This is a genomic window from Bradyrhizobium canariense (assembly GCF_018130465.1).
In the GTDB taxonomy this organism is placed as follows: domain Bacteria; phylum Pseudomonadota; class Alphaproteobacteria; order Rhizobiales; family Xanthobacteraceae; genus Bradyrhizobium; species Bradyrhizobium canariense_C.
On record NZ_JAFCKJ010000006.1, the window covers coordinates 295,032 to 317,680 of the forward strand.

The window sequence follows — 22,649 nt, forward strand, 5'->3', positions numbered from 1 at the left end:
TATGAGCCAGGTTAGGTTCGGTGCGGTGCGGGATCTCTTTCAGGCCTACCCAATGGCGCGCCATGACGTCGGCAGGGCCGAGCCCGACAAGCCTTCACTCGATTTCCTGCAGGACGCCGCCGATGCGTGCAATTGGAACGGGGCCGTCTCCTTCTGCGCTTATCTGCTGCCCCGGCGCGTCGCCGTTGCCTGGGGATGCCGCTCGCTACGGCGGATGTTCGACCATTTCGATGCCAACGACGCCAGGTCGCTGAACTACGTCGAGGCCTGGGTCAGGCAGCCCGACGAGCAGTCCCGGAACAAGGCGTTGGCCGTCGGCAACGCCAACGATCCGGAACAGCCGGCGACATGGCTTGCGCTGGCGGCCGGATGGTCTGGCGGAAGCGTGGTCCCGGCGGAGTTTGCGCCGGTCGAGGCCAAGCCCGATCAAGCTGCACGCGCGGTACGCGCGGCCCTGCTGATCGCCCTTTGCCGGCTCCCCCGCGAGTCCCAGGACCGGATAATGACGGCATGCCTAGAGGATGGTATTAAGTTGGCACGCGGCGAACCGCGCCCGCCGCGCTAACGAGACGAAGAGATGGTGCTTCGATTCAATATCGAGAACGAACCGACCCTTCCGGACGGTGGCCCTGTATCATTTACGGTTACCGGCAGGCGCTCGGTCGATATTGGCCGTGACCGTCATCTTGACTGGACGTTGCCTGATCCGGCTCGGACGATCTCCGGAAAGCATTGCGAGGTGCATTTTCGCGATGGCGGCTATTGGCTGCATGACGTCTCGACGAACGGCACCTTTCTCAATGGCGCCGACCAGCGAATGCGGGCACCGCACCGGCTGCGTGACGGAGACCGGCTCACCATTGGCCACTACATCATCGGGGTTTCACTGGAGGATGCGGGCGGGCATCCGCAGGACCGCGAGGCACAGCAGCACGTTCCTCTCGTCCAGCAACATGCCGATTATCAGGAATTGTGGGCGGCCGATCGCGACGTACCGCCGCCCATCGATCCGCAGCAATTGAAGAAGCCGCGCGAGGCGGCGCGCCCCGTCAATCCGGAGTTTCTGGATTGGGCGGCGAGCGTCCCGTCGCCGGGCGTGGATCCCTTTCGACGACCACCGCCGACGTCGCCGTACCAGTCTTCCGCGCAGGACGACATGAGCTGGGCCGACGGCCCGGTCGCCGCACCGAAAGCCCCCATCGAACCGCCGCCCGCGATGCCGACCCCGCGCCGGCCCTCGGTGTGGGCCGATGCTGAAGCGGCGCCCGTCCAGCCGCCGCCACCGCCATATGTCGAGCCGTCGCGACCGGCGCAGGCGATGGACGAAACGCCGGCGCCCGCCATGACGGCCGGCGGTGCCGACTTCGCGCGGCTGGTGGCACGCGCCGCCGGATTGCCCGACAATTTCTTTGCCAACACGACCGATGCCGAGCTCGCCGGACAGCTTGGTAGCATCTTGCGCATGACCGTGGACAATCTGATGGCGCTGCTGCAAGCGCGAACTCAGGCCAAGCAGCTGACGCGCAGCACCAGCCAGACCACCGTTCAGGCGATTGAGAACAACCCGCTGAAATTCTCGCCGACCTCGGAAGATGCAATGCGGATTTTGTTCGGGCCGAAGACGCGGAGCTATCTCGACGCGCAACGCGCCTTTGCGCAGGGTTTCAGCGACCTCAAATCACATCAGTTGAAGACGTACATGGCGATGCAGCACGCCGTTCACGAGCTCATCACCGGCATCGATCCGACCCTCATCGCGCGCGAGCTCGAGCTTCAGCGCGGGGCCAAATCCTGGCTCGGTTCGAACAAGAGCAAATTGTGGGATGAGTTCATGACGCGCTGGAAGGCGCATCTCGGCCGCGACAACAGCGCGCCGATCGATACCTTTATGCTGTATTTCTCCGACTATTACGACCGCTCCGACAAAAGCGGTGCAAAGTGAACTAGCGGCGGCCGTCCGGTCGCCGACATTGCTAATGTGGATGTAGGAATGTCTTGGTACAGCAAGGTTTTCTGGTCGGAAGGTCTGTTTCTGCGGCCGCACCATTTGCAGCAGAATGATCGCTATGTCGAGCACTTGCTGGAAAAGCGCGTTCGTTACACGACGCCATACCCTTGGGGATTTGCCCAGCTCGAGATCAACACGGACCTCACTGAACAGAGTAAATTTGCGGTGCGCAACGCCTCCGGCGTCATGCCAGATGGCACGCCATTCGACATCCCAGCGGACAGCCCGATCCCGGACGCGATAGAGGTGCCGGATTCGGCTGCCGGCCAGATCGTTTGGCTGATGATGCCCGTCGCCGCACCGAACACGCGCGAAGTGGACGAAGATCGGACCGACAGCGCCAGCCGCTATGTTCGCACTTCGGAGACTTTCATCGACTCGACCTCCACGCTGCGCATCGAGGAAGAGATCGACATCGCCTATCCGCGGTTGTCATTCGAATTGCGCAAGACCAGCAAGCCAGGATACATGGGCCTCGGCATCGCGCGCATTCTGGAGGTGCGTGACAAGAACGTGCTGTTCGATGACAAGTTCGTGCCGCCGATGCTGGTCTGCGCCGCACATCCGATCATCGACGGCTGGCTCAATCGCATCATCGGCTGGGTCGAGACCAAGCTCGATGAGCTCGCACGCTACGCGGTCGATCCATCGTCCGGTGGCGGATTGCAGAGCGTGGACTATCTGGTGCTGCAGGTCCTCAACCGCACCATTCCCGTGCTGACCCATTTTCAGCGCTCCGGAAGTATTCATCCCGAACGGCTGTACGAGGAGTTGCTGAGGTTCGCCGGTGAGCTTGCGACGTTTGCCACGCCGGAACGCCGCGCACGCAACTATCGGGCATACGATCATGATGACCTCGAAAACATTTTCACCCCCCTGGTAAGCGACATCCAGGACTTCCTGAGCGCGCGGCTCGGCCGGCGGGCGATCCGCCTTGAGATCATCGAGCGTGCACAGAATGCATTCGTGTCGCCGATCCGCGATCGGGCGCTATTCCGGAATGCGACCTTGGTGCTCGAAGTTGCGGCACGGCGGCCGCTCGTGGAAATCCAGAACGATTTCCCGCATCTGTTCAAGGTCGGCCCGAACACCAAGATGAACGAGATCGTGCACGCCAACTTGCCGGGGTTGACGTTGGTGCACTTGCCGACCCCGCCGCCGCACATCCGGGCCATCACCGATCACGTCTATTTCTATCTCGATCGCAAGTCGCCGCTGTGGCCCGAGTTCAGCACGGCGGCCTCGATCGGGATGCACTTCTCCGGCGACTGGCCGGAGCTTGAACTGTACCTTTGGGCGATCCTGGAAGATAGGCCATGAGCGACAGGGACAAGCCGGTCAATCCTTTCGGTCGGGGCGAGCGGACGATCATCCGTCCCAATCCCGGCGGGAAATTGCCGCCGGCGCCTGCCGCCCAACCGCCGGCGGGAGAAGGGCCTGCGGCACGCCCTGCCTATTCGCCGTCGCCCGTGCCGTCTCCCGGCGCCGCGCCGTCGTCATCGTTTTCCCCGGTTCCGCAGGGCCCGAGCTACGCCGCCGCACCAACCAGCCATCCGTCGGAGGAATGGATATCGACCCCGACGCAACCCTCCGCGCAGCAAGCGATGCTGCCGCCCGGACCGCCTCTGCGCGTCGACGATCTGGTCGCGCCGAACGCCAATCCGGTGATGCGCGCCGCAGGGCCCTTGCTGCAACTGCTGGGCCGCTTGCGGGTGGCGCTCATGCGAGCATCATTCGCAAGTCTGATGGAACAAGTGGCCGATGCCATAAAATTCTTCGAGAAGGACATCCGTTCGGCGGGCATCTCCGAGCACCAGGCCAATACGGCAAAATATATCCTGTGCGCCACCGCCGACGATATCGTGCAGCATATCCCGACCGAGGAGCGCCACGTCTGGACGCAATACTCGATGTTGAGCCGGTTCTTCGGCGAGCGGGTGGGCGGTGTCCGCTTCTTCGAGATCCTTGACCATTTGAAGGTTGATCCGCTGGTCAATTATCCGGTGCTCGAATTGCAGCATGCCTGCCTCGCGCTCGGCTTCCAGGGCATTCACCGCACATCGACGGGTGGGCTCGCCAACCTCCAGGTGATCCAGCGCAACCTGTATGAAACGCTGCGCCGGGTCCGTCCCAAGACGATGAGCGACCTGTCGCCGAACTGGCGGGGGCAGGCGCTGGCGGCTCGCCGGCAGCGCCTCCGTGTTCCGGTTTGGCTGGTAGCGGCCGTGGCCGCCGCGCTGCTGACGGGCTCTTATTTCGTCTTGCGCACACTGCTGGCCGGCCGGTCGGAGAATGCCGCCGAGGTGGCGCTGGCCCTGCATCCAACTGATCCGATCGAGCTCAAACGCAAGGTGATCGCGCCGCCGCCACCACCGCCGCCGCCACCACAGCCGGACCGCATCACCCAGTTGCAGCGCATCCGCAACGCACTCGCCAAGGAGAATACCGCCTGCGCCATGACCGCGGACCAGACCGCGAGCTTCATCGTGATCAGGGTCTGTGACCTCGCACTGTTCTCGTCGGGCCAGGCCACCATCCTCGACGGCTTCAAGCCGATTGCGGTCCGGGTCGCTGCAACCCTCGACAAGGAGCCGGGGCGAATCCGGGTTGTCGGCCATACCGACAGTTCGCCGATCCGCACCGTGCGCTTCCCGTCGAACTTCGAATTGTCCGTCGAGCGCTCCAAGGCGGTCGCCGCGGCGCTGAAGCCCGGCCTGACCGATGGTTCGCGTGTCGACGTCGAGGGCAAGGGCGCGGACGCGCCGATCGCTCCCAACACGACACCTGAAGGACGCGCCAAGAACCGGCGTGTCGAAATCTTTATTGAACGCAGCGAATAGCTGCCACCATAGCTCACGCTGTTTGCGACAGGTACCGGTCAATGCTCGCCAAGGATATTATCCGCATCATTCTTTACGGAGTTGGGCTCAGCTCGCTCGGCTGCGTGATCTATTTCGCCGGTCCCTTCATCGCATTTGGCGACTGGCACCCACTCGAGAACCACATTATCCGCCAGATCGCAATTCTGCTGCTCACCACGGCGGCGGCTGGCATCGGCGGCTTCAGCTACTTCAAGCGACGCAAGAACGCCGAGAAGATCGCCGACGGGATCAGCGCGTCCGATCAGCCTGTCAGCGACGAACCGGTGCTCAAAGAGCGCATGAAGGATGCGCTCGCGACGCTGAAGACCGCAAGCGGAAACAAGTCGGGCTACCTCTACGATCTGCCCTGGTACGTCATCATCGGGCCACCCGGCGCCGGCAAGACCACAGCGCTGGTGAATTCCGGGCTCAAATTTCCGCTTGCACGCGGGGCAACGCCGGCGGCGATCGCGGGGGTCGGCGGTACACGCTACTGCGATTGGTGGTTTACCGAAGAGGCCGTGCTGATCGACACCGCCGGCCGCTACACGACCCAGGACTCCAACAGCAAGGCTGACAAGGAAAGCTGGCTGGCTTTTCTCGACATCCTGAAAAAGAGCAGGTCGCGCCAGCCGATCAACGGCGTTCTCGTCGCCATCAGTGTCGAGGATGTGCTGATGCTGCCGAAGCAGGAACTCGCGCTTCACGCCGACGCCGTCAGGATGCGCCTGCTCGAACTGCATCAGAGGCTCAAGGTCAGCTTCCCGGTCTATGCCCTCTTTACCAAGACCGATCTGGTCGCCGGCTTCACCGAATATTTCGCCTATCTCGGCGAGGCCGGTCGCCGTCAGGTCTGGGGCGCCACGTTCCAGACCGCTGACAAGACCCAGAATCTGGTGGGGCAGATTCCGGTCGAGTTTGACCGTCTGCTGGAGCGCCTGAGCGAGGAGACGCTTGATCGTCTGCAGGACGAACCGACGCCGCAACACCGCGTCCAATTGTTTGGTTTTCCCGCGCAGATGGCGCGCCTCAAGCCCCAGATCCACGACTTCCTCAACCAGATATTCGAGCCGACGCGCTATCACGTCAATGCGAATCTGCGCGGGTTCTACTTCACCTCGGGTACCCAGCAGGGGACGCCGATCGACCAGTTGATCGGGTCGCTTGCGCGCACGTTCGGCGCCGAGGAGGTCGGTTCCGGATCCTATTCAGGAACGGGCAAGAGCTACTTCCTTGCCGATCTCATTTCCAAAGTCATCATCGGTGAGGCTGACTGGGTCTCGACTGATCGTGCTGCGGTCCGCCGCGCGCTGATCATCAAGACCGCGGCGCTGTCCTTGATCGGCCTTGTCTCGATCGGGCTGATCGCGGCGTGGTTGACGAGCTACAAGCGCAATTCCGACCTGATCGAGCAGAGCCTGCAGGCGGACAGCGAATATGCAGCCGCCGGGGCGCCGCTCATCAAGCAGACGCTGATCGACGACCACGATCTCGACAAGGTGTTGCCGCTGCTTTATCGGCTGCGCAACGCGCCCGCAGGCTACGGATTGCGCAACGAGGCGGTGCCCCTGTCGGCCCGCTACGGCCTCAGCCAGCGTCAACGCCTGCTGTCGCCCTCCAAGGCCGCCTATCACGCCGCGCTCGAACGCATGTTCCGGCCGCGCCTGCTGTATCGCCTGGAGGAGCAGCTCAATGCGCGCATCAACGAGCCCGCGTTCGTTTACGAGGCGCTCAAGGTCTACCTGATGCTCGGCGGCCTGCAGTCGCCGGACCGCGAGCTGATCCGCTCCTGGATGCAGCGCGACTGGCAGGACAACCTCTATCCCGGCGCAACCAACGCGGAGGGGCGGCGCCTGCTCGATGAGAATCTCACCGCGATGTTCGACCTCGAGACGGAGCAGCCGCCGCTTGTCCAGCTCGACGGCCGGCTGATCAAGCAGGCGCAGAACTCGCTCGCGCGCCTCAGCGTGTCGCAGCGCGCGTACGAGTTCCTGAAATCCGAGGCGCGGTCATCAACCGCAGGCGACTGGATCGCCGCCCGGCGCGGTGGTCCTGATATGGCCATCGTGTTCGAAACTACGACGGGGCAGCCTCTGGACGCTGTGCGGGTGCCCCAGTTCTTTACGTATAGAGGCTTCGAGCAAAACTTCGTCGCGAAACTGCCGGGATTGTCGGAGCGCATGAAGAAGGAGCGCTGGGTGCTGGGCGATGCCGGCCAGCAATCGGCCATCGACCAGCAGTACGACAACCTCGCCGGCGACCTCTTGAATATTTATTCCAACGAATTTGTCACGACGTGGCGAACGGCACTGGGCAGCTTGCGTCTGAAAAAACTGCTCGCCGACAAGCCGAAATACGAGGTGCTGAGGGCTCTTTCCGCGCCAACCTCACCGATGCGGCAAATCCTGGAATCGGTGCGCGACGAGACGGTGCTGACCAAGGAGCGGCCGAAGCCGGCGAACGCAGCGGCGCCTGCCGCGGCCGCGCCGGCACCGGCTCTTTTCACCAACGCCCAGGATGGACCGCCCGGGGCGACAATCGAAGCGCAGTTCAAGCCCTATCATGCGGTGCTGGAAGGCGACAGCACGCACCGTCCGATCGACTCGACCATCGCCAACCTGAACGATATCGCGCAGAACCTGACGCTGATGATCGAGAATCCACAATTGACCGCGCAGGCGACCGCTTCGCTTCAGACCCAGGTCGCAGCCCTGCGCAATAATGCCTCCCGCATGCCGCCGCCGTTCTCCGACATGTTGCGCGCGGCGGCTGCGGAGTTTGAAGGCAACATCGCGGCCTCGACGGCCGGACAGATTCTGCAGACCTTGCGCGATCAGGTCACGCCGGTCTGCCAGCAGACGGTGAGCAATCGCTACCCGTTCGTCCGCGGTAGCAATCAAGAGGTTCCGCTCGCCGACTTTGCCAAGGTGTTCAGTCCGAACGGCATCATGGACAAGTTTTTCACCCAGTACCTCGCGCCTTACGCCGACACCTCGAAATCGGACTGGGCTTGGCGAAAGGAAAGTCCCGTCGGACGATCGTTCTCCCCCGACACGCTGAAGCAGTTCCAGAATGCGGCCTATATCCGTGATGCTTTCTTCCAGACCGGCGGCAGCGTGCCTGCAGTATCGTTCGCGATCCGGCCGCCGGGCGCATCCGGACCCGGCGTGACGGTGAAGACGGAGATCGGCGGTACTACAATCGCGAGCCCGATCACGCCGGGCGCGCCGACCGCCTCGCCGATGTTCGGCGGCGCGCAACCTCCGCCGCCGCCACCGCAACCGCAAAGCAACCCACCGACCACCGTGCTCTGGCCGGGCCCATCGCCGCGAACCGCGATTTCGGTGAGCAACGATACCGGAGCGCCATCCATTCTCGAGCGCATCGGCCCCTGGTCGTTGTTCCGGATGCTGGAGGCGGGCTCTTTGGCTGTGAAGGCGGAAAGCGCCAGTGCGACTTTCATCGTTGCCGGGCGGGAGCTCAACTATCAGATTTCGACCGGATCGTTGCGCAATCCCCTCAACCTGTCCGTGCTCCGCGAGTTTCGTTGCCCGACCGGAATATGACCATGCGTTGCGGACTATTCGGCAAGATCGGCTCCAAACGCGATTTCATCGCGATCGCAACGCCGCGCAGCTTCCTGGAAGCCTGGGAGCCGTGGGTGCAGGCTGGGCTGTCTGCAAGTCGCCATCAGCTTGGCTCGGGCTGGCAGCAGGCCTTCCTCACTGCGCCGGTGTGGCGCTTCTGGCTCGGCGCTGCGATCTGCGGCACCACGGTGACAGGGGCGATCATGCCTTCGCTCGATGGGGTGGGACGATACTATCCGTTGACGCTGCATGCGGTGAGCGACGAGATCGCCTTGTTGCCGCCGCCGGGCATCGACCCGCAGGATGAATGGTTCGCCAAGGCGGAGGCCTTTCTGCTCTCGACCCTGGACCGCGCCGCAACGTTCGAGCAGATCTCGGATTCGCTGGATCGTCTTGCGCTGCCGCGACTACAGCCATCGCTCTCCAATGGATCGGACGTGACCGCATTGGGCGCAACGGGGGTGGCAGCGCTTTCAGACGTCGGCGCGTTCGCCCAGTCGTTCACCACGCTTGCTGCCGCAAATCCGCAGATTCATGCCGCTGCCAGTTTCTGGTGGACCGCCGGTGGGGAAGGCTTTCCGTCAATGGCGCTGGCTTGTCGCGGATTGCCGGATCCGTTTCACTATTCCACACTGCTGACCGGCGATCTCGGCCGTACAGAATCCGGGACTGGGTGACGCGCGATGGTACAAGTCGCATCCTTGTTCGATGTTGGCAGCGTCACCCATGCAGGACGGGTGCGGACGCGTAACGAAGATTCCTGCCTGGTCCGGACCGATGTCGGCATGTGGGCGGTCGCAGACGGCATGGGGGGCCACGAGGCCGGCGATCTCGCGAGCCGCATCGTGGTGCAGTCGCTCGATGCAATAGGCGTGACGGATTCCGCCGCCGACTTTCTGGCGGAGTGCGAGGAGCGGCTGTTCCGCGCGAACCAGCAGATACTGACGCTCAGCCGGGAACGGCAGGGCGCAACCGTCGGCACCACGGCGGCGGTTCTGCTCGTGCGCGACGGCTATTATGCCTGTATATGGGCAGGCGACAGCCGGGTGTACCTGATTAACCGCAGCGGCATCAACCAGGTGTCTCATGATCACAGCGAGCTGGAGGAACTGATTGCCGGCGGCGCGCTGTCGCGCGAGGACGTCAAGGACTGGCCGAGCAATGCGATCACCCGGGCAGTCGGCGTCGCCGACGATCCGGAGTTCGAGGTCGTGACAGGTCCGGCCGAGCCGGAAGATGTCTTTGTGATCTGCAGCGACGGCCTGACCAGGCATTTGCAGGACGACGAGATCCTGCAGTATGCAGCCATGCAGCGCGCGCAGGCGGCTTGCGATGATATGCTTGCTTTGGCTCTGGACCGAGGAGGGCTCGACAACGTGACGATCGTAGTGGTGCGGCTGCTGACGCCTCGATCCTCGGAGCCGACGAGAACGCCGCTGGATCGGGAGCCGCAAGCATGAACTCCAACGATCCGTTCCGGTCGAACTATCGCAGTGTGCCGCCCGGCACCCGGCTCAACGGCATCTACGAGATCGAAGCGGTGATCGGTGCGGGCGGGATGGGCGAGGTCTACAAGTGCCGGGAGATCCAGACCGGATCGCCGGTCGCCGTCAAGATGCTGTTGCCCGACATGGTCGAAAACGAGGCGGCGCTTGCGCTGTTCCGGCGCGAGGCGGCGGCACTCCACAATCTTCCTCACGATGCGATCGTTCGCTATTTCTTGTTCACGGTAGAGCCTGTGCTGCAGCGGCCATATCTCGCGATGGAGTTCGTGAACGGCCGCTCGCTGTCGAACATGCTCGACGAAGGCCCGTTGACCTTCGAGGCGCTGGTGAAGCTGATGCAGCGTGTCGCGTCCGGGCTGGATGCCGCCCACGAGCATGGCATCATCCATCGCGACGTCTCTCCGGACAACATCATCGTCCCGCTCGATGATGTGAGGCGCGCCAAGATCATCGATTTCGGTATCGCGCGATCGACCCAGATGGGTGAAAAGACCATTATCGGCTCAGGCTTTGCCGGCAAGGACAATTACGCGTCGCCGGAACAGGTCGGGCTGTACGGCAATGAGGTGACCGCCAAATCCGACGTCTACAGCTTTGGCCTCGTGCTGTTTCATGCGCTGACGGGACAGAAGCTCGACATGGGCGGGAGCCAGTTTCAGCTGGTTGAGAAGCGCCGGCGCGTACCCGATCTCGGTGCGGTAGACATGCGCGTCAGGCCTTTGCTGGAGCAGATGCTGCAGCCCGATCCGGCGTTGCGTCCAACCATGGCGGAAGTCGCCAGCTGGACGCCGACCGGTTTGGCTCGCACATCCACCGCACCGTTGTCCGGCTTCGATCCGCTGGCGCGGCCCGAAAGTGGCGCGCAGGTGCGACAGGACATGGCGCCATCGACCGCTCTAAGGCGGCGCGCCCCCTGGCTCGGAGTGGGCGTGGCAGTGGTGCTGCTTGTGCTCGGCGGGGGCGGGTATGCTTTATTCGAGCTGGTCTGGTCGGCGCCCGGCGCGCCGACTTTGCCATCGCCTCCTAAGCTTTCGGGAACGATGTCGCCGACGAAGGCTGACCCGCCGCCAAAGCCCGAACGTCAGGAGTCGGCGAAGCTGTTGCCGCCGCCGACGGTGACATCCACTCAGCCCAGCGATGGGCCGGCTCGAGCCGACCGCATCCGCAAATACGTGGCCCAATATTCCGGCGGCGACTGCTTCTTCATCTTGCCGGTTGCGGTTAGTCAAACCGCCGCGGTGATCGAAGGCTTCGGTGCTTCGACGGCTCCGTTCGATACGTTCGACAAAGCGTTCAGGCGGGACCAGGGATTTGAGGCGTCAGTTGGTGTCAGGCAGGTGACCGAGGCACAGTGCCCCGCCGTCAAGTTCCTGAGCCAGCTCGGGAGCGATCAGATGCGGGTTCCGCGGATCACCCTGTCGGCGACGGAGCTAAAGGGAGGCGAAACCCTCAATGGCACCATCGAGAACTTCGCGAATCGCGTAGTGGAGCTGCTCATGGTTTCGGAACGCGGCGAGGTGCAGAGCTTGTCCTACCTTTTGAAGCCGGGGATCGACTCGCTTTCGTTCACACTCCCGGCACCGCGCGCGAACGGTCCGCAACTGCTGCTGGCTGTGGCCACGCCGCAGGTTCTTGACTCGTTGCGCCAGCCGCGACCGACAGCCGCTGATACATTCTTCCTGCAGGCGTTGAGCGATTCCCAGCGCAACCATGTGGCGATCACCGCGGCTGCACGTTACGTGTTGCTCACGAACTGATCAGCGCGCTCAAAGCAAGATCCGGAAAAGTTTGAAGCAGTTTTCCGTTGGGATCATGCTCAATCAATTCGCTAAAGTGCGATGGCAGTTCATCGCAATCTCGTCGCGGTTTAGAACTTTCCGATCACCAGGATATTCAGGTCGGTATCCGGTTTGAAGTCGCTTGCCGTATATTCAGGCGTGCCCGCGGCAGACGGTGCCTTGAGCCGACCCTGACAGAAGCTGACCAGGCGGTCGCTGCCGCCGGGGTCGATGGTCAGCTTGAACGATCGGATCGGACCTGCCCAATTCGCGCCGGTTTTGAGCACGTATGATATGCGCCGCTCCTGCAGTTTCGCGCTATTGGCCTGGCCTTCGCCTGCGCGCTTATCAAGCTCGGCGAGGAATGCATCCGTGACGCAATATTCCTTCCGATAACGCGCGACCTGCGAACCAAGCGCGCTGCTGCGGCGCAGGCCGGCGCGCAGGATAGTGTCTGCGCTGGAGCCGACGCTCGGCCGGTACTGATGTTCAACGACAACGGTGCGCCCGGGCGGGAACACCTGCTGACGTACTGCGGAGGTCCTGGTGACCCAGCCGGGTGCATATTGCTGCCGACCGTTGTCGCTCATGCCGGCAGGCATCAAGAGCCCGTCGTCCACCAGCCGCGTCCGAATTGTTGCGGGCAGGTCGGCCACCCGGATCTCCCGGCTGCCGATGGGCAGCAGCGGCAGCTTGAACTGGCGGAGCTGAGCGCTGACATCCTTGTCCCCGATTATGGCGCGCTGATCGATGGTCAGCGGCGCCGGGCTGCCGTCGATCCTGGTCTCGAAGTCGACGAAGTTCACCGGGTCATTCGACGGCAAGGCAATATTGTCGGCTTCCGAGAGGTCGATGTCAGGCAGCGGAAAGGCCACGGTCAGCGTGATCGGCTTGTTGGTGATGTTGGCGAACTGATAGCGAACGCTGACCTTGTCGAGAGCGATACGCAGATCCTCACTCTCCATAGCCACATCGTTAGTGCGAACGAACTGCAGCCCGCCAATCGACAATTCGGCAGCCGAGTCGTTGGCCTGTGCCGGCCAAGCGGTTGCAACCATCAATGCGGCCATCAGGGCCAGTGCCCGGAACGAAGGCCGGGGCGGCGGTTCATTCACCATGCTAGTCTCCATATTGCGTGGCAACGTGTGCCGGTTCCGCCCGGCCATGGATCAGCCTAGGGCCTGGTAAAGCTCGCCCCATTCGGACTTCCAGACGCCGTCCGGATCCCAAACCACGATCGCGAGCTTGACGTCATTGGCAAGCCGGATCGCACCGCGAAAGGCATCCTGGGCCGGCAATGGGGTGCTGACCTGGTCATTTGAGAGCCGCCCGCCGCTGGCAGCGGCCGGCATCACGACCGATCCAGTGGCGCCGTCATTGTCGCGTTTCAGGACCAGCGTGATTGCGTCGGGCTGGACTTCGTTGACCTGTTCGAATCTATTCCTTGTCATGAGTTTGCACCGCAAGCTGAAAAGTTCGGACTATCACCGTCCAGTGATAGAATTGAACGGGATCGAGATTGCTCACCACTAATTGACGCGCCGCATTGACGGCATCTCGGATTAGTCGGTCCGGCGCGACGATCGGTTCGGGGTACACTGAGGCGAATATGTTTCGTCGATTTTGCTGGACTTGGGTCTTCATCGCCGGTGCCGGCATTTTCGCCGCCGCGGCGCACGCCGAGGATACTGTCGTGCGCAGCTTCGCCGGCGGTTCGGCAAACTCGATGGTAGGCATCGTTCCGGCCAGCGAGGACGTGGAACTGGGCGGCCCCCAAGCGCTCAGCGCCAACGGGCAGGGCAACCTGTTCGTGCTCGACCAGATCAACGGCCGCATTCTCCAGTTCGATCCCAAACAACCGAACTCCGCCCCGGACGTCCTGAAGATGCCGAAGGATGTCCAGCCGACAGACCTCGTCGTTCACAACGACGACATCATGGTTTGGGACGGCGGCGTGCGCACGTTGAAGGCAGCGGCGGGGCAGTCCACGCGTGGGCTCGGCGACGAGATCCAGCTCGAGGAGGTCTCAAGCCGCGGCGTGGACGATCAGGTCGCCGTCTCCGCCTTCGCCCAGATGGGGTCGCAGCCGCCAGGCAGCGCAACCGACCTACTCGACCAGAACACGCGCGCGGCCGTCATCAGGCAGGGGCGGCAGCCCGATCGGCAATACATCGCGTCCCGCAGCAAAGGCTCGGTGATCGCCGACGTGATCCCGGACAAGGGTAATTCCAGCGTACGGATCGAGATCCAGACCATGGTCACGAACGAGAGCATTGGCGCGCTCGGTCTGCGCGTGCGCGACCAGCTCGGCACGGTCGAATTTCTGGAGATTGACAACAGCGAGCGCTTTTATGTGCTGGCCGAGGACATCCCGCCGACGGGGAAGAACGCCGCGACCTTCGTCGCACGCTATGCCGCAAACGGTCGTCTCGAGGGGATCTACGAACTGCCGCTCGAGAACACCCCGCTGACCAGGCGGTTCGTCACCGTCTCGGGTGATGGCGATGTTTATTTCCTGCGAACCAAGCCGGACGGTGTCGAAGTGGTTGGCGTTGGCTTCAAACCGCTGGGCAACGTGTCGGTCATCGACGTGCGGCCGTCGCGGGCCTCAGCGAAGCCGTCCCCGGGCCCCGGCGGTCGACCCGACAACGACGTCAAGTTCAGCGCGACTGCCGCGGTCCGGCCGTCCAATCGTCAGCAGGCGATCGAGACCGCGTTCGCATTCGAAGGCGTGCAGTGGAAGCTGACGCAGGCGAACTATGGCAACGATCCGGATAGCCAGTGCAGCGGCTTCAGCCGCATTCGCCGGCCGTGGTATCTACAGGGCAAGGTAAACCAGGAGGTGCGCGGCGTACCCTATTGCTGGGGTTGCCACGGTTCGCTCGCAAATTTCCGGCAGCGGATCGACAGCGGGACGCTGGCCGGCAACGTCTGCACCCGCAACGCGCCGCGGCCGGACGTGGCGGGGGTCGACTGTTCCGCGTTCGTCAGCGCCGCGTGGGGACTCTCGGTGCACTACACGACTGCCGCCATCCCGGCGATCGCGGCCCCCGTGTCGAATCCCTGGGACCTCAAGCCCGGCGATGCGCTGAATAAGCCGGGCTCCCATGTGATGTTATTCCTGCGGTTTACGCCCGATCGCAAGGCGGAGGTGATGGAATCCTCGACCGGTGGATGCAACGGACGCGTTTGCCGCAATGTCTATCCGTTGGCGAGCTTGCTAGCTCGTGGCTACAATCCGGTCCGCTTCCGTGCCTTCGCGGACGACCAGGCGACGGTTTCGGCGGACGCCTATCAAGAGGACGATGCGCCGACGGGGCGCAAATCGACGCCTGCCAAAGCCGCAAGCAACAAGCCTGCGACCAAGAAGCGCTGAACCCCCGGTGTCCTCGGCGCTACAAATCAATATGAACTACTGCCCGCGGGCTGGCGTTTCGAACCCCCGGACCGGGGGGCCACAGCCTCGATCCGACAGACTGGTTCCGGGGCGGCCTGCATGATTTCGAGGTGGATCAGGATGCGAAGCTCCAGAGGATTTGACCGCAGCTTTGGCCGCTTGTGCGCCGCCATCGCGCTCGCCGCGATGATCGGCCTGCCGCTGCAGCATGCTCGGGCGGCGGAAGCGCTTTCCATCAGCAATCCGGATGGCGGGGCCTTGCGCGCTCTCGTGATCGGCATTGATGATTATCAACACGTCCGCAAGCTGAAGGGGGCAGTCGCCGACGCCGCCGATATCGTATCCAGCCTGAAGACGATGGGGGTTGGCGACGTCGTCGAGCTGACCAACGCCCAAGCTGAAAGGGCGAGCGTGCTGCGCGAAATCAGCGCGATGGTCGAGCGGACAAGGAACAACGATCTCGTCTTTCTGTCGATCGCTGGTCACGGCACGCAGGAGCCGGAGCGCATCAAGGGCTCGGAGCCGGACGGCATGGAGAACGTGTTCCTGCTGCCGGGCTTCGAAACCACGCCGACTGGATCGGTCGAACGTATTCTGGGGAGCGAGTTCAATCACTTCATCCGGCAGTTCGAACTGCGCGGTGCGAAGGTGATTTTCGTCGCGGACACCTGCCACGGCGGCGGGATGGTGCGTGATATCGATCCGCGGGCTGAGGAGATGAGCTTTCGCCAGGTGCCGCGCTACACGCTGCTGGTCGATGAATTGAAACCGGTGTCGGACAGCAACGATCCCAAGTCCGAGCTCGATCTCGATCACACCGCGTTCCTGGCCGCCGTTGACCGCAATACCAAGGCCCCTGAAGTGCGAATCCCCGGGATCGATGGTCTGCGCGGGGCTCTCAGCTACGCGGTGGCGAGGGCCGTGGAGGGCAGCGCGGACATCAATCACGATAATAAGGTGACACTCAAGGAGCTCTTCGCCAACGTCCGTCAGGTGGTGTATCAGCTTTCAGACCAGCGCCAGAACATAGTGACGATATCGTCACCCGCGCAGACGCCGGAGACGGACGTTGCCTTCGAACTGACGCGCGGGGTGGTGCTCATTCAGGGGCCGGCCGCGAGAACCGCCACTACTCAGGCGACTGTTCCCGTCGATGGGAAGGCGCCCCCCGCACCGCTTGCGACGACAAAGACTCCGACGGTGCCAACTCTTGCCGCCGCGCCCAATGCAGCTCCCGGCAATGCCGTTCCGACCGGCATCGCACTTGCCGGCACAGCACCGGCGCCTCTCCGTCTTTCAACGCCAATCCGCTTGGCAGCGCTCGACGGCAAGATGAACTATTTCTCGGGCGTGAGCACGAAGGATGTCGCCGTGCAGGCGGTTCAGCCGACGGATAATCCCGACTTGATCTGGGACCCCGTGTCTCATGACGTGATCGCTTGGGGCGATGTGGTCGCTTACGGGATGGATGTGGCCAATTTGCCGACGGTCGTGGATCGCACCGCGGCTATCCGCGACCTCAAGCGAATGGCGACTCGTTCACCCCAGACGATGCGTATTTGGCCGGACGATCGACAGCAGCGCGCCGGCCAGACCATCGAAGTTGAACTGTCCGACGTTGCGGCGAGGTCGCTGCTGCTGTTCAATGTGTCAGGCGATGGAACCATCCAGATGTTGTATCCCGTGGGTACAGATGCGCCGTTGGCCAAATCGGCGAGCTTGCGGCTGCCGCTCAGGGTGGGCGAACCTTTTGGCGCCGAGCAGATTGTCGCGGTGACCTCGCAGCAGCGCATGTCCGACCTTGAAACCGTCCTGATCCAGCTCAATCGGCGTCATGCGTCGGGGCAACTGATCAAGAGCCTCGAGCGTTACCTGCCAGGAGACGCGCGGATCGCCTCGATCGGCTTCTTCAGCGCTCCCTGACGGTTCGACCGGGGGGAGCCATGTCGCCATCGGAGCCTATCCGCCGCGATCGAATATACCTTGCGTTGCTGCTCCTGCTGACGGGCGGGCCTGCGCGTTCAGCGCCGTTGCCCCCGGAAGCCCCGGCGGTCGCTTCATCGATTTGGCGCATCCAGGTCACGCGCGGACAGACCAGCGCCGTGCAGAGCAATTCCGCGAACGTGTCCCTCGAAATCCTGCCGGGTTCGACGGTAGAGGTCGGCGGCAACGTATCGTTCGGCGTAACTTCCAGGAAAAAGGGCTATCTCATTCTGGTCGACGTGGATGTGGAAGGACGGATGTCCCAAATCTTTCCGACTCCCGAGTTGGTGGAGCAGTCGGACGAGCGCGACATCAATCTCGTCAAGCCCGGCGTCCAGTTCGTCGTGCCGACGCCAGCGGCGCGGCAACGTGGCTTCGAGTATGTCGTTGCACCGCCGACCGGCTCGGCAATCATGGTTGCGATCCTCAGCGAGCGGCGTGTGCAATTGCTCGATTTGCCGGATCTCCCGCGCAAGCTGCAGAGCCAGGCCGACGCGTTGAGTTACCTGGCGGCTTGGACCAGCGAGTTGCGTGTGCCGGACAGCGGCAACGGAAGACTGGTGTCGAACAATTGGTCGCTGGACGTCAAATCCTATTCCATCAAGTAAGCAGCGGCCGTCGACTGGCTCAAAACTTGAAACCGAGCGTGAGCGCGCCGGAGGTTTCCATCTTGCCGTCAACCGAGCAGCTGCCGTTGAGCGCGATGCTGACGCGCCCGAACTTCGCGACGTCGACGCTGACTCCGACACGAGAGAAATCGATCGGCGAACTCGGAATCATGAAATTCACGTTGTCGAGCGCCCAGAAGGGCAGCTTGCCCTGCAAGTCGGTTTTCCAAAGCAATTCGACAAAAATATGCCGCAGCGCGTCCGGGTCGACGATGACGGTACCTTTGCCATCCCTGACCACAAAGCCCATCTCGTCGATGTGAAAGTTGCAGATTCGCTTAGAGACGGCACAGTGCACCGAGGTGAGATCGGGCAGATTGTTTGAATCGCCGAACCGAGCCGAAGCCTTGGGATCCATCGCCGGCCCGGTTCGCGGGTCGGTCGTCGCAACCGGTCTTTCTTCCGGAAATGTCTGCCAGATTTGCCGAAAGCCGATGCCCTCGGTCGCCAGGAACGAGGCATTGCCGGCGAAATGACCGCGGCCGGATCGTTCTCCACGAAAAAAAACACTGTTGCCGGCGGGATATTTCAGATTCGTCAGCACCTCGAGAAGCCGGTTGTGATCCTTGGCGACGAAATTGATGCCGTCGAGCACGAGCCGTCCTGCCTCCAGGTGCGAACCGATGTGCTCGTCGAGATCGACACCAAGACCCTCCACCCGCCGGTAGATATTCCTGAACACCTCGGTGTCTCTCGCCGTAACGACCCGGGCCCGTCGCAGCGCGTCGAGACGCCGCTCATCATCTTTCTCCAGAATGTAGATCCGGCACAGCCCGGGCCGGTCGATCGCAATGTCGAGATGCACGTGAGGAGCTTTTCCGGTCTGCGTGAAGCCGACGCTCTTGACGCCTGCCTTCAGCCACGGGTCATAACCCGGCATGTCGATCTGGTCAGAACCGAGCCGCGGCGCCTTGCCGGCGGCAGCGAGCAATTGCCGCCAGTTGTCGCACATGAAGCCAAAGCCAAGCGGATTCCAGTACGGCACAAGGTCGTGGATCTTATAGAAGCCGTAGAGCTGAATGCCGGCTTCGTGCAGCTTCAGCGCGACCTTGTTCATGTCCGCCCGCATCGCGGCGCGGTCCTGCCCCGTGTTGCCGGCCATCGGTGCGGTGTTCGGGTCGAAGGGGCTGCCCGTCATCTGCGAAGGTCTCCTCGCGTCGCCACGGCGGAAGCTAGCAGGTGGCCGGTTGGCCAGCTAGTCCGCGATGCCGCAGCCGTTCCCGCAAAGCTACAGCTTGCTCAACCGGCCGTAGAAACCGCCCCTGGCGATCATGTAATGAATGTCTTGCGGAAAAGGAAAAGCGTCGCGAACGTTTGAAATCGCCGTTTTGAGGAATTCACCGTGATGCGACGCGGGCTTGTGGCCGAGGGGAGCTTGGTCGGCGACCTGCGGAATCATGAAGCGGTCCACGTAAGCTGGATCCAGATCATTGACCCTGACCATCTGCCCGAAGGCTGGAAATGCGTCATAGTGACCTACGCTCACATTGAGGTTCTTGAGGGCAGGGCGCCGCGATGGAGCACGATCGCCATCGGGCGTTGCTAGTCCGCGTCCGAGCAAGTCCAGCTTCACCGATTGCGAAAGCGTCGACGGACCGTAGACGATCTCGAGTGCGCAGGTGCTCTGCGCGGACAACCATTGGTACCAGAAAATCGCATCATCGGGATGTGCCCTCGCGCCATAGAGGCAGTCAAACCCCCAGCAAGCCGACAGGTTGGGCTGATATTTTCCGAGGCTTCCGACCAGATTGCGCATGCCGTTCCCCCCGCCAGAATGGCAGGCGATGATGAGCTTACCGATCCGGAGTTGGGGTACGCTCTCCGAGCCAAGCTTGGTCCCGAAGCCGGAACCGGTTCCGAGAGCAGGAGCCAGCCACTTGGCAAGAGTCCCTAGTATTTCGTCGAGGTAGCGTTCGCCCCATTTGGCGGAGGCCAGATCCTTGACGCTGTAGTTGCCGGCAAAGCTGTCGCCGACGGCATATTCGTAGCCCAGAAATGGCGCGATAAGCACAACGTCCCTGCCGGAATCCCGGACCTGTTCGCGCAAGCGCGCGGGATCATTGCGGAACAGGTATTCATGATCCCTGACATAGAATCCATGCAGCCAGAGCACGACGTCGAATTTGGTGGCGGTCGTGAGGTGCTTCGGCGGGAGATAGACCGCCGTCGGCCTCATGCCGGGCGCCTGCCGTTTGGTGAAGAGGGTCACACCTGGAAAGGTGCCGATATCCTTCTGCTCCAGTTCACACGTTGTCACTCAGATCGCTCCGCTTCGGGCACCTCTTCTGCGGCGCGCTAGTTGCAGACCTCGGCATTGGCATCGTTGCCGGGGCCGCCGCCGCCGCGATATTCGAGATGGCAGCCGCGGTTGACCGCGCGACAGCCGCTGTTGTTGCAGAATAGCTGTCCGCCACTCGAGCGGCGGCTGGCGCCACCCGCAGCAGCAATGCCCGCAGCGCCACCAAAGCCGCCGGCCGCTCCGGCAGCCTCTCCGCCGGCTTGACGACGCTGCCGTGCGGGACGCTCATCGCCGTCGTCACGCTTTGCGGTCGCAGGCTTTGCGGTCGCTGGCTTGGCGGGCTTGGCGGCGCGCTGCTTCTCGCACTCGTTGTCGTCGTTGAGGAACGAGCCCTCGGCGCAAATGATCTTGCTGCACTGGTCGCCGTCGGCTCGGTAGCCGTGGTCGCAGATCATTGGACAGATCCGCGACGACCGGAGCTTGATCGCATCGAGCGCATCGAGGCTGGCGAGCTTGGTGTCGAATTTGGTCCCCGCTTGGCGATTGAAGAGCTTCAGCGATCGCTGCGACGCCGCATTCCATTCGCCATCGACGGCACCCGTGAAGCACCCGACGCGGCTCAATTCGCTCTGTAACGACTTGGCCAGTTCGGCTTGAGGGACATCGGTCCTAGCGAGATCGACTTGGTGCGGCCCATCGCTCAAGGCAGTGATTTTTGCGTTCGCGTCGCTCTGGACGGACTTAGCTGCCGGAGGCGAACCAACTGCGGCGGAATTCTTGGTCGCGGACCTCGGGTTGAGTGCAGCGATGATCGATGCCTCGGAGGCGGCCCGCTTCCGCTCGGCATCAGTCGCTTGCTGCTGGGCCACCTGCTTTGTCGTTTCGGCGGCAATGCGGGCGTTCTCCGCGGCCTTCAAGTCTGCGGCCGCCCTTTCCTGGTCGGTGCGCTGGGCGCCTTCGGAAGCCAGCCGAACGCGCTGCTGTTCGGCCTGGCGCGCTTTCTCGGTTGCCTCAATCCGTGCGTCCTCCGCCTCGATCTGGTTGAGCTGAAGCTTTGCCAGACTGGCGTAATATCCGTCGGGATGCTGGCTCAGGAATACGCCCAGGGCGGCCTTGTTGTTGAGTTGCAACGCCAGTTCGTAGTCACGGCGGACCTCGGACTGGGGATTCTGCGCCGCGGGCCTCGGTTCCTCTTTCTTGGCGCTAGGCACGAGAGCAACGTCCTCGCCACCCAACGAACCGTAGACATAGGGCTCCTGCCGGTTTCCTGTGGCTTGCAGGACATCGTCGCGGACAAAGCCGAAGACCCTGCGCAGGTCGAGGCCGGGCTTTGCGATGTATTTGACCAGAGCCGCCGCGTACGGGCTGTTTTTGCTATTGCCGTCGAGCGCCGTCAATCCGGCCTTTGCGGCGAAGGCGATCAGCGTATTGGACACGGTGGGCTCGACCCTCGCAAGCCCGCGACTGATCGATCGTGATGCGACAGTTCGCTTCATGGTGTCGGCAAAAGGATTGTTGCGGCAAGCATCGACGATCACGACCCGTAGCTGCTTCGCAGGCTCGATCGCCAGCAGCACACGGTCCAGCGAGAAAGCCTCGTCATAAATGTCCGTATCGCGTTCAAGCCTTGCATCGGTCGGGATCAGATAGTTTGTGCCATCGATCTCGATCCCATGGCCTGCGTAGTAGACGAGAGCAATGTCGGCGTCGCGTGCTTGATCAGCAAAATCCCTCAGGGCTCTCTTCATGTCCGTCGCGGTGAGATTGAGCCTCGAGTCGACTACGTCAAACCCTGCTCCTTTCAACGTCGCTGCGATGGCGGCGGCGTCGTTGGCCGGGTTGGGAAGCAGGGGTGCGTTTTGATAGGTGGAATTGCCGACCACCAAGGCCACACGCTTCGTCGCGGAAGCCGGCTCAGCAATCAGGACCAGCAAGGCGCCGAGGACAAGGGCGAATAATCTGAATTGCGTATAGAAGCTCATGGCGCAACGTCCAGTATCAGCCGAGTGGGGAGCGTCAACGGAGGTGGCCGCGCAGAATGCTCAAAAATGAGCTCTCGGCGGCCGCTTGTCTCCGTTTAGGAGTAGTCTCGAGCCCGATCCATTCCTAAATTTGTCGCGCATTTCAGTGAATGCGTTCAAAGGCCTGAGACGATTGCCGTGCCGGGCACGTTGGGCATGGTTGGCGCGTATAGGGGGCGTGCTGTAATTTAACATACTGATATTTAACGACTTTTTGGTCGTGTGCGATGGCTTCGTTGAAGCGTACAAGGGGCTAGGCTTGCCTGGAATCGGCGTTCCGCTGGCGTCACATCAAGCGGAAGTGAAATCCGGTGTTAGACCTGCGGATCGATAGCTTTAGCGAAAGCTCTTGGCCAGCTTTGGCCGATCGTCGAGGTCTTGCAGGGATCAGAAAAGGAGTTGCAGCGGCATAGGCGGCATATTACGGAAGTGCCTGCCTCAGGCTTCGCTTTTCGTAGATCATCCGTCGGCATTGACTCGTCACGACCATGATGTCGACGAGCACGGCAAGCGAAGGCGGAGGCTATCGCGTCGTAGCGGCGGAGGTGGCGGCCCGCCTTTATGCCGTTCTTCCTGCCCCTGAAATATTTGGCAGCCTCGCG

The 22,649-nt window shown here is 62.6% G+C and carries 16 protein-coding genes; 11 read left to right on the plus strand and 5 right to left on the minus strand.

Annotated elements, in window-relative coordinates; all coding sequences use genetic code 11:
* The first annotated feature begins 1 nt into the window (after nt 1).
* Genes JQ591_RS18820 through JQ591_RS18855 form a run of 8 tightly spaced genes read left to right on the plus strand, consistent with a single transcriptional unit; the run spans nt 2 to nt 11,718 of the window.
* Nucleotides 2-565 (plus strand): DUF6931 family protein, encoded by a 564-nt coding sequence (locus JQ591_RS18820; RefSeq protein ID WP_211397495.1) that lies wholly within the window; start codon nt 2-4, stop codon nt 563-565.
* A gap of 12 nt (nt 566-577) precedes the next feature.
* Nucleotides 578-1,942, plus strand: coding sequence for a type VI secretion system-associated FHA domain protein TagH (gene tagH / locus JQ591_RS18825; RefSeq protein WP_211397496.1), 1,365 nt, complete (start codon nt 578-580; stop codon nt 1,940-1,942).
* A gap of 48 nt (nt 1,943-1,990) precedes the next feature.
* The gene (gene tssK / locus JQ591_RS18830; RefSeq protein ID WP_211397497.1) at nt 1,991-3,328 is read left to right on the plus strand and encodes a type VI secretion system baseplate subunit TssK; all 1,338 of its coding nucleotides are present in this window, start codon (nt 1,991-1,993) and stop codon (nt 3,326-3,328) included.
* On the plus strand, nt 3,325-4,848 hold the full coding sequence (tssL, locus tag JQ591_RS18835; RefSeq protein WP_211397498.1) for a type VI secretion system protein TssL, long form: 1,524 nt from the start codon (nt 3,325-3,327) through the stop codon (nt 4,846-4,848). Before tssK ends, tssL begins: the two co-directional genes overlap by 4 nt.
* 41 nt (nt 4,849-4,889) lie before the next feature.
* Nucleotides 4,890-8,435: a type VI secretion system membrane subunit TssM gene (tssM, locus tag JQ591_RS18840; protein WP_211397499.1), complete on the plus strand. Its 3,546-nt coding sequence runs from the start codon at nt 4,890-4,892 to the stop codon at nt 8,433-8,435.
* Nucleotides 8,432-9,133, plus strand: coding sequence for a type VI secretion system-associated protein TagF (tagF, locus tag JQ591_RS18845; RefSeq protein ID WP_211397500.1), 702 nt, complete (start codon nt 8,432-8,434; stop codon nt 9,131-9,133). Before tssM ends, tagF begins: the two co-directional genes overlap by 4 nt.
* Nucleotides 9,134-9,139: 6 nt before the next feature.
* Nucleotides 9,140-9,916, plus strand: a complete 777-nt coding sequence (locus tag JQ591_RS18850; RefSeq protein WP_211397501.1) for a PP2C family protein-serine/threonine phosphatase — start codon at nt 9,140-9,142, stop codon at nt 9,914-9,916.
* Nucleotides 9,913-11,718: a serine/threonine-protein kinase gene (locus JQ591_RS18855; RefSeq protein ID WP_211397502.1), complete on the plus strand. Its 1,806-nt coding sequence runs from the start codon at nt 9,913-9,915 to the stop codon at nt 11,716-11,718. Before JQ591_RS18850 ends, JQ591_RS18855 begins: the two co-directional genes overlap by 4 nt.
* Nucleotides 11,719-11,828: 110 nt before the next feature.
* Here JQ591_RS18855 and JQ591_RS18860 read toward each other — a convergent pair whose 3' ends face one another.
* A complete protein-coding gene (locus JQ591_RS18860; RefSeq protein ID WP_249137240.1) occupies nt 11,829-12,857 on the minus strand; it encodes a DUF4424 domain-containing protein in 1,029 nt (342 codons plus the stop codon).
* 51 nt (nt 12,858-12,908) lie between these two features.
* A complete protein-coding gene (locus JQ591_RS18865; RefSeq protein WP_211397503.1) occupies nt 12,909-13,190 on the minus strand; it encodes a hypothetical protein in 282 nt (93 codons plus the stop codon).
* Nucleotides 13,191-13,348: 158 nt separating this feature from the next.
* On the opposite strand from JQ591_RS18865, the gene JQ591_RS18870 reads away from it, so the two are divergent.
* From JQ591_RS18870 to JQ591_RS18880, 3 genes are all read left to right on the plus strand, one after another.
* Nucleotides 13,349-15,115 (plus strand): hypothetical protein, encoded by a 1,767-nt coding sequence (locus JQ591_RS18870; RefSeq protein ID WP_211397504.1) that lies wholly within the window; start codon nt 13,349-13,351, stop codon nt 15,113-15,115.
* 141 nt (nt 15,116-15,256) lie between these two features.
* Nucleotides 15,257-17,059, plus strand: a complete 1,803-nt coding sequence (locus JQ591_RS18875) for a caspase family protein (protein ID WP_249137242.1) — start codon at nt 15,257-15,259, stop codon at nt 17,057-17,059.
* A gap of 20 nt (nt 17,060-17,079) precedes the next feature.
* Nucleotides 17,080-17,727, plus strand: a complete 648-nt coding sequence (locus JQ591_RS18880) for a DUF4384 domain-containing protein (RefSeq protein WP_211397506.1) — start codon at nt 17,080-17,082, stop codon at nt 17,725-17,727.
* A gap of 19 nt (nt 17,728-17,746) precedes the next feature.
* On the opposite strand, the gene JQ591_RS18885 is transcribed toward JQ591_RS18880, so the two are convergent.
* The 3 genes from JQ591_RS18885 to JQ591_RS18895 all read right to left on the minus strand — a co-directional run bounded on the left by JQ591_RS18885 (nt 17,747) and on the right by JQ591_RS18895 (nt 22,008).
* Nucleotides 17,747-18,925: a hypothetical protein gene (locus tag JQ591_RS18885; RefSeq protein ID WP_211397507.1), complete on the minus strand. Its 1,179-nt coding sequence runs from the start codon at nt 18,923-18,925 to the stop codon at nt 17,747-17,749.
* 90 nt (nt 18,926-19,015) lie between these two features.
* The gene (locus JQ591_RS18890; RefSeq protein WP_211397508.1) at nt 19,016-20,044 is read right to left on the minus strand and encodes a hypothetical protein; all 1,029 of its coding nucleotides are present in this window, start codon (nt 20,042-20,044) and stop codon (nt 19,016-19,018) included.
* Nucleotides 20,045-20,082: 38 nt separating this feature from the next.
* On the minus strand, nt 20,083-22,008 hold the full coding sequence (locus JQ591_RS18895; RefSeq protein WP_211397509.1) for a caspase family protein: 1,926 nt from the start codon (nt 22,006-22,008) through the stop codon (nt 20,083-20,085).
* Nucleotides 22,009-22,649 lie beyond the last annotated feature (641 nt).

Bases quoted from the DNA above. Each gene is read 5' to 3' on its own strand.
- tssL (WP_211397498.1), top strand. From the start codon at position 3,325: ATGAGCGACAGGGACAAGCCGGTCAATCCTTTCGGTCGGGGCGAGCGG.
- JQ591_RS18870 (WP_211397504.1), top strand. From the start codon at position 13,349: ATGTTTCGTCGATTTTGCTGGACTTGGGTCTTCATCGCCGGTGCCGGC.
- JQ591_RS18850 (WP_211397501.1), top strand. From the start codon at position 9,140: ATGGTACAAGTCGCATCCTTGTTCGATGTTGGCAGCGTCACCCATGCA.
- JQ591_RS18855 (WP_211397502.1), top strand. From the start codon at position 9,913: ATGAACTCCAACGATCCGTTCCGGTCGAACTATCGCAGTGTGCCGCCC.
- tagF (WP_211397500.1), top strand. From the start codon at position 8,432: ATGACCATGCGTTGCGGACTATTCGGCAAGATCGGCTCCAAACGCGAT.
- JQ591_RS18875 (WP_249137242.1), top strand. From the start codon at position 15,257: ATGCGAAGCTCCAGAGGATTTGACCGCAGCTTTGGCCGCTTGTGCGCC.
- tagH (WP_211397496.1), top strand. From the start codon at position 578: ATGGTGCTTCGATTCAATATCGAGAACGAACCGACCCTTCCGGACGGT.
- JQ591_RS18860 (WP_249137240.1), bottom strand. From the start codon at position 12,857: ATGGTGAATGAACCGCCGCCCCGGCCTTCGTTCCGGGCACTGGCCCTG.
- JQ591_RS18885 (WP_211397507.1), bottom strand. From the start codon at position 18,925: ATGACGGGCAGCCCCTTCGACCCGAACACCGCACCGATGGCCGGCAAC.
- JQ591_RS18895 (WP_211397509.1), bottom strand. From the start codon at position 22,008: ATGAGCTTCTATACGCAATTCAGATTATTCGCCCTTGTCCTCGGCGCC.
- JQ591_RS18880 (WP_211397506.1), top strand. From the start codon at position 17,080: ATGTCGCCATCGGAGCCTATCCGCCGCGATCGAATATACCTTGCGTTG.
- tssK (WP_211397497.1), top strand. From the start codon at position 1,991: ATGTCTTGGTACAGCAAGGTTTTCTGGTCGGAAGGTCTGTTTCTGCGG.
- JQ591_RS18820 (WP_211397495.1), top strand. From the start codon at position 2: ATGAGCCAGGTTAGGTTCGGTGCGGTGCGGGATCTCTTTCAGGCCTAC.
- JQ591_RS18865 (WP_211397503.1), bottom strand. From the start codon at position 13,190: ATGACAAGGAATAGATTCGAACAGGTCAACGAAGTCCAGCCCGACGCA.
- tssM (WP_211397499.1), top strand. From the start codon at position 4,890: ATGCTCGCCAAGGATATTATCCGCATCATTCTTTACGGAGTTGGGCTC.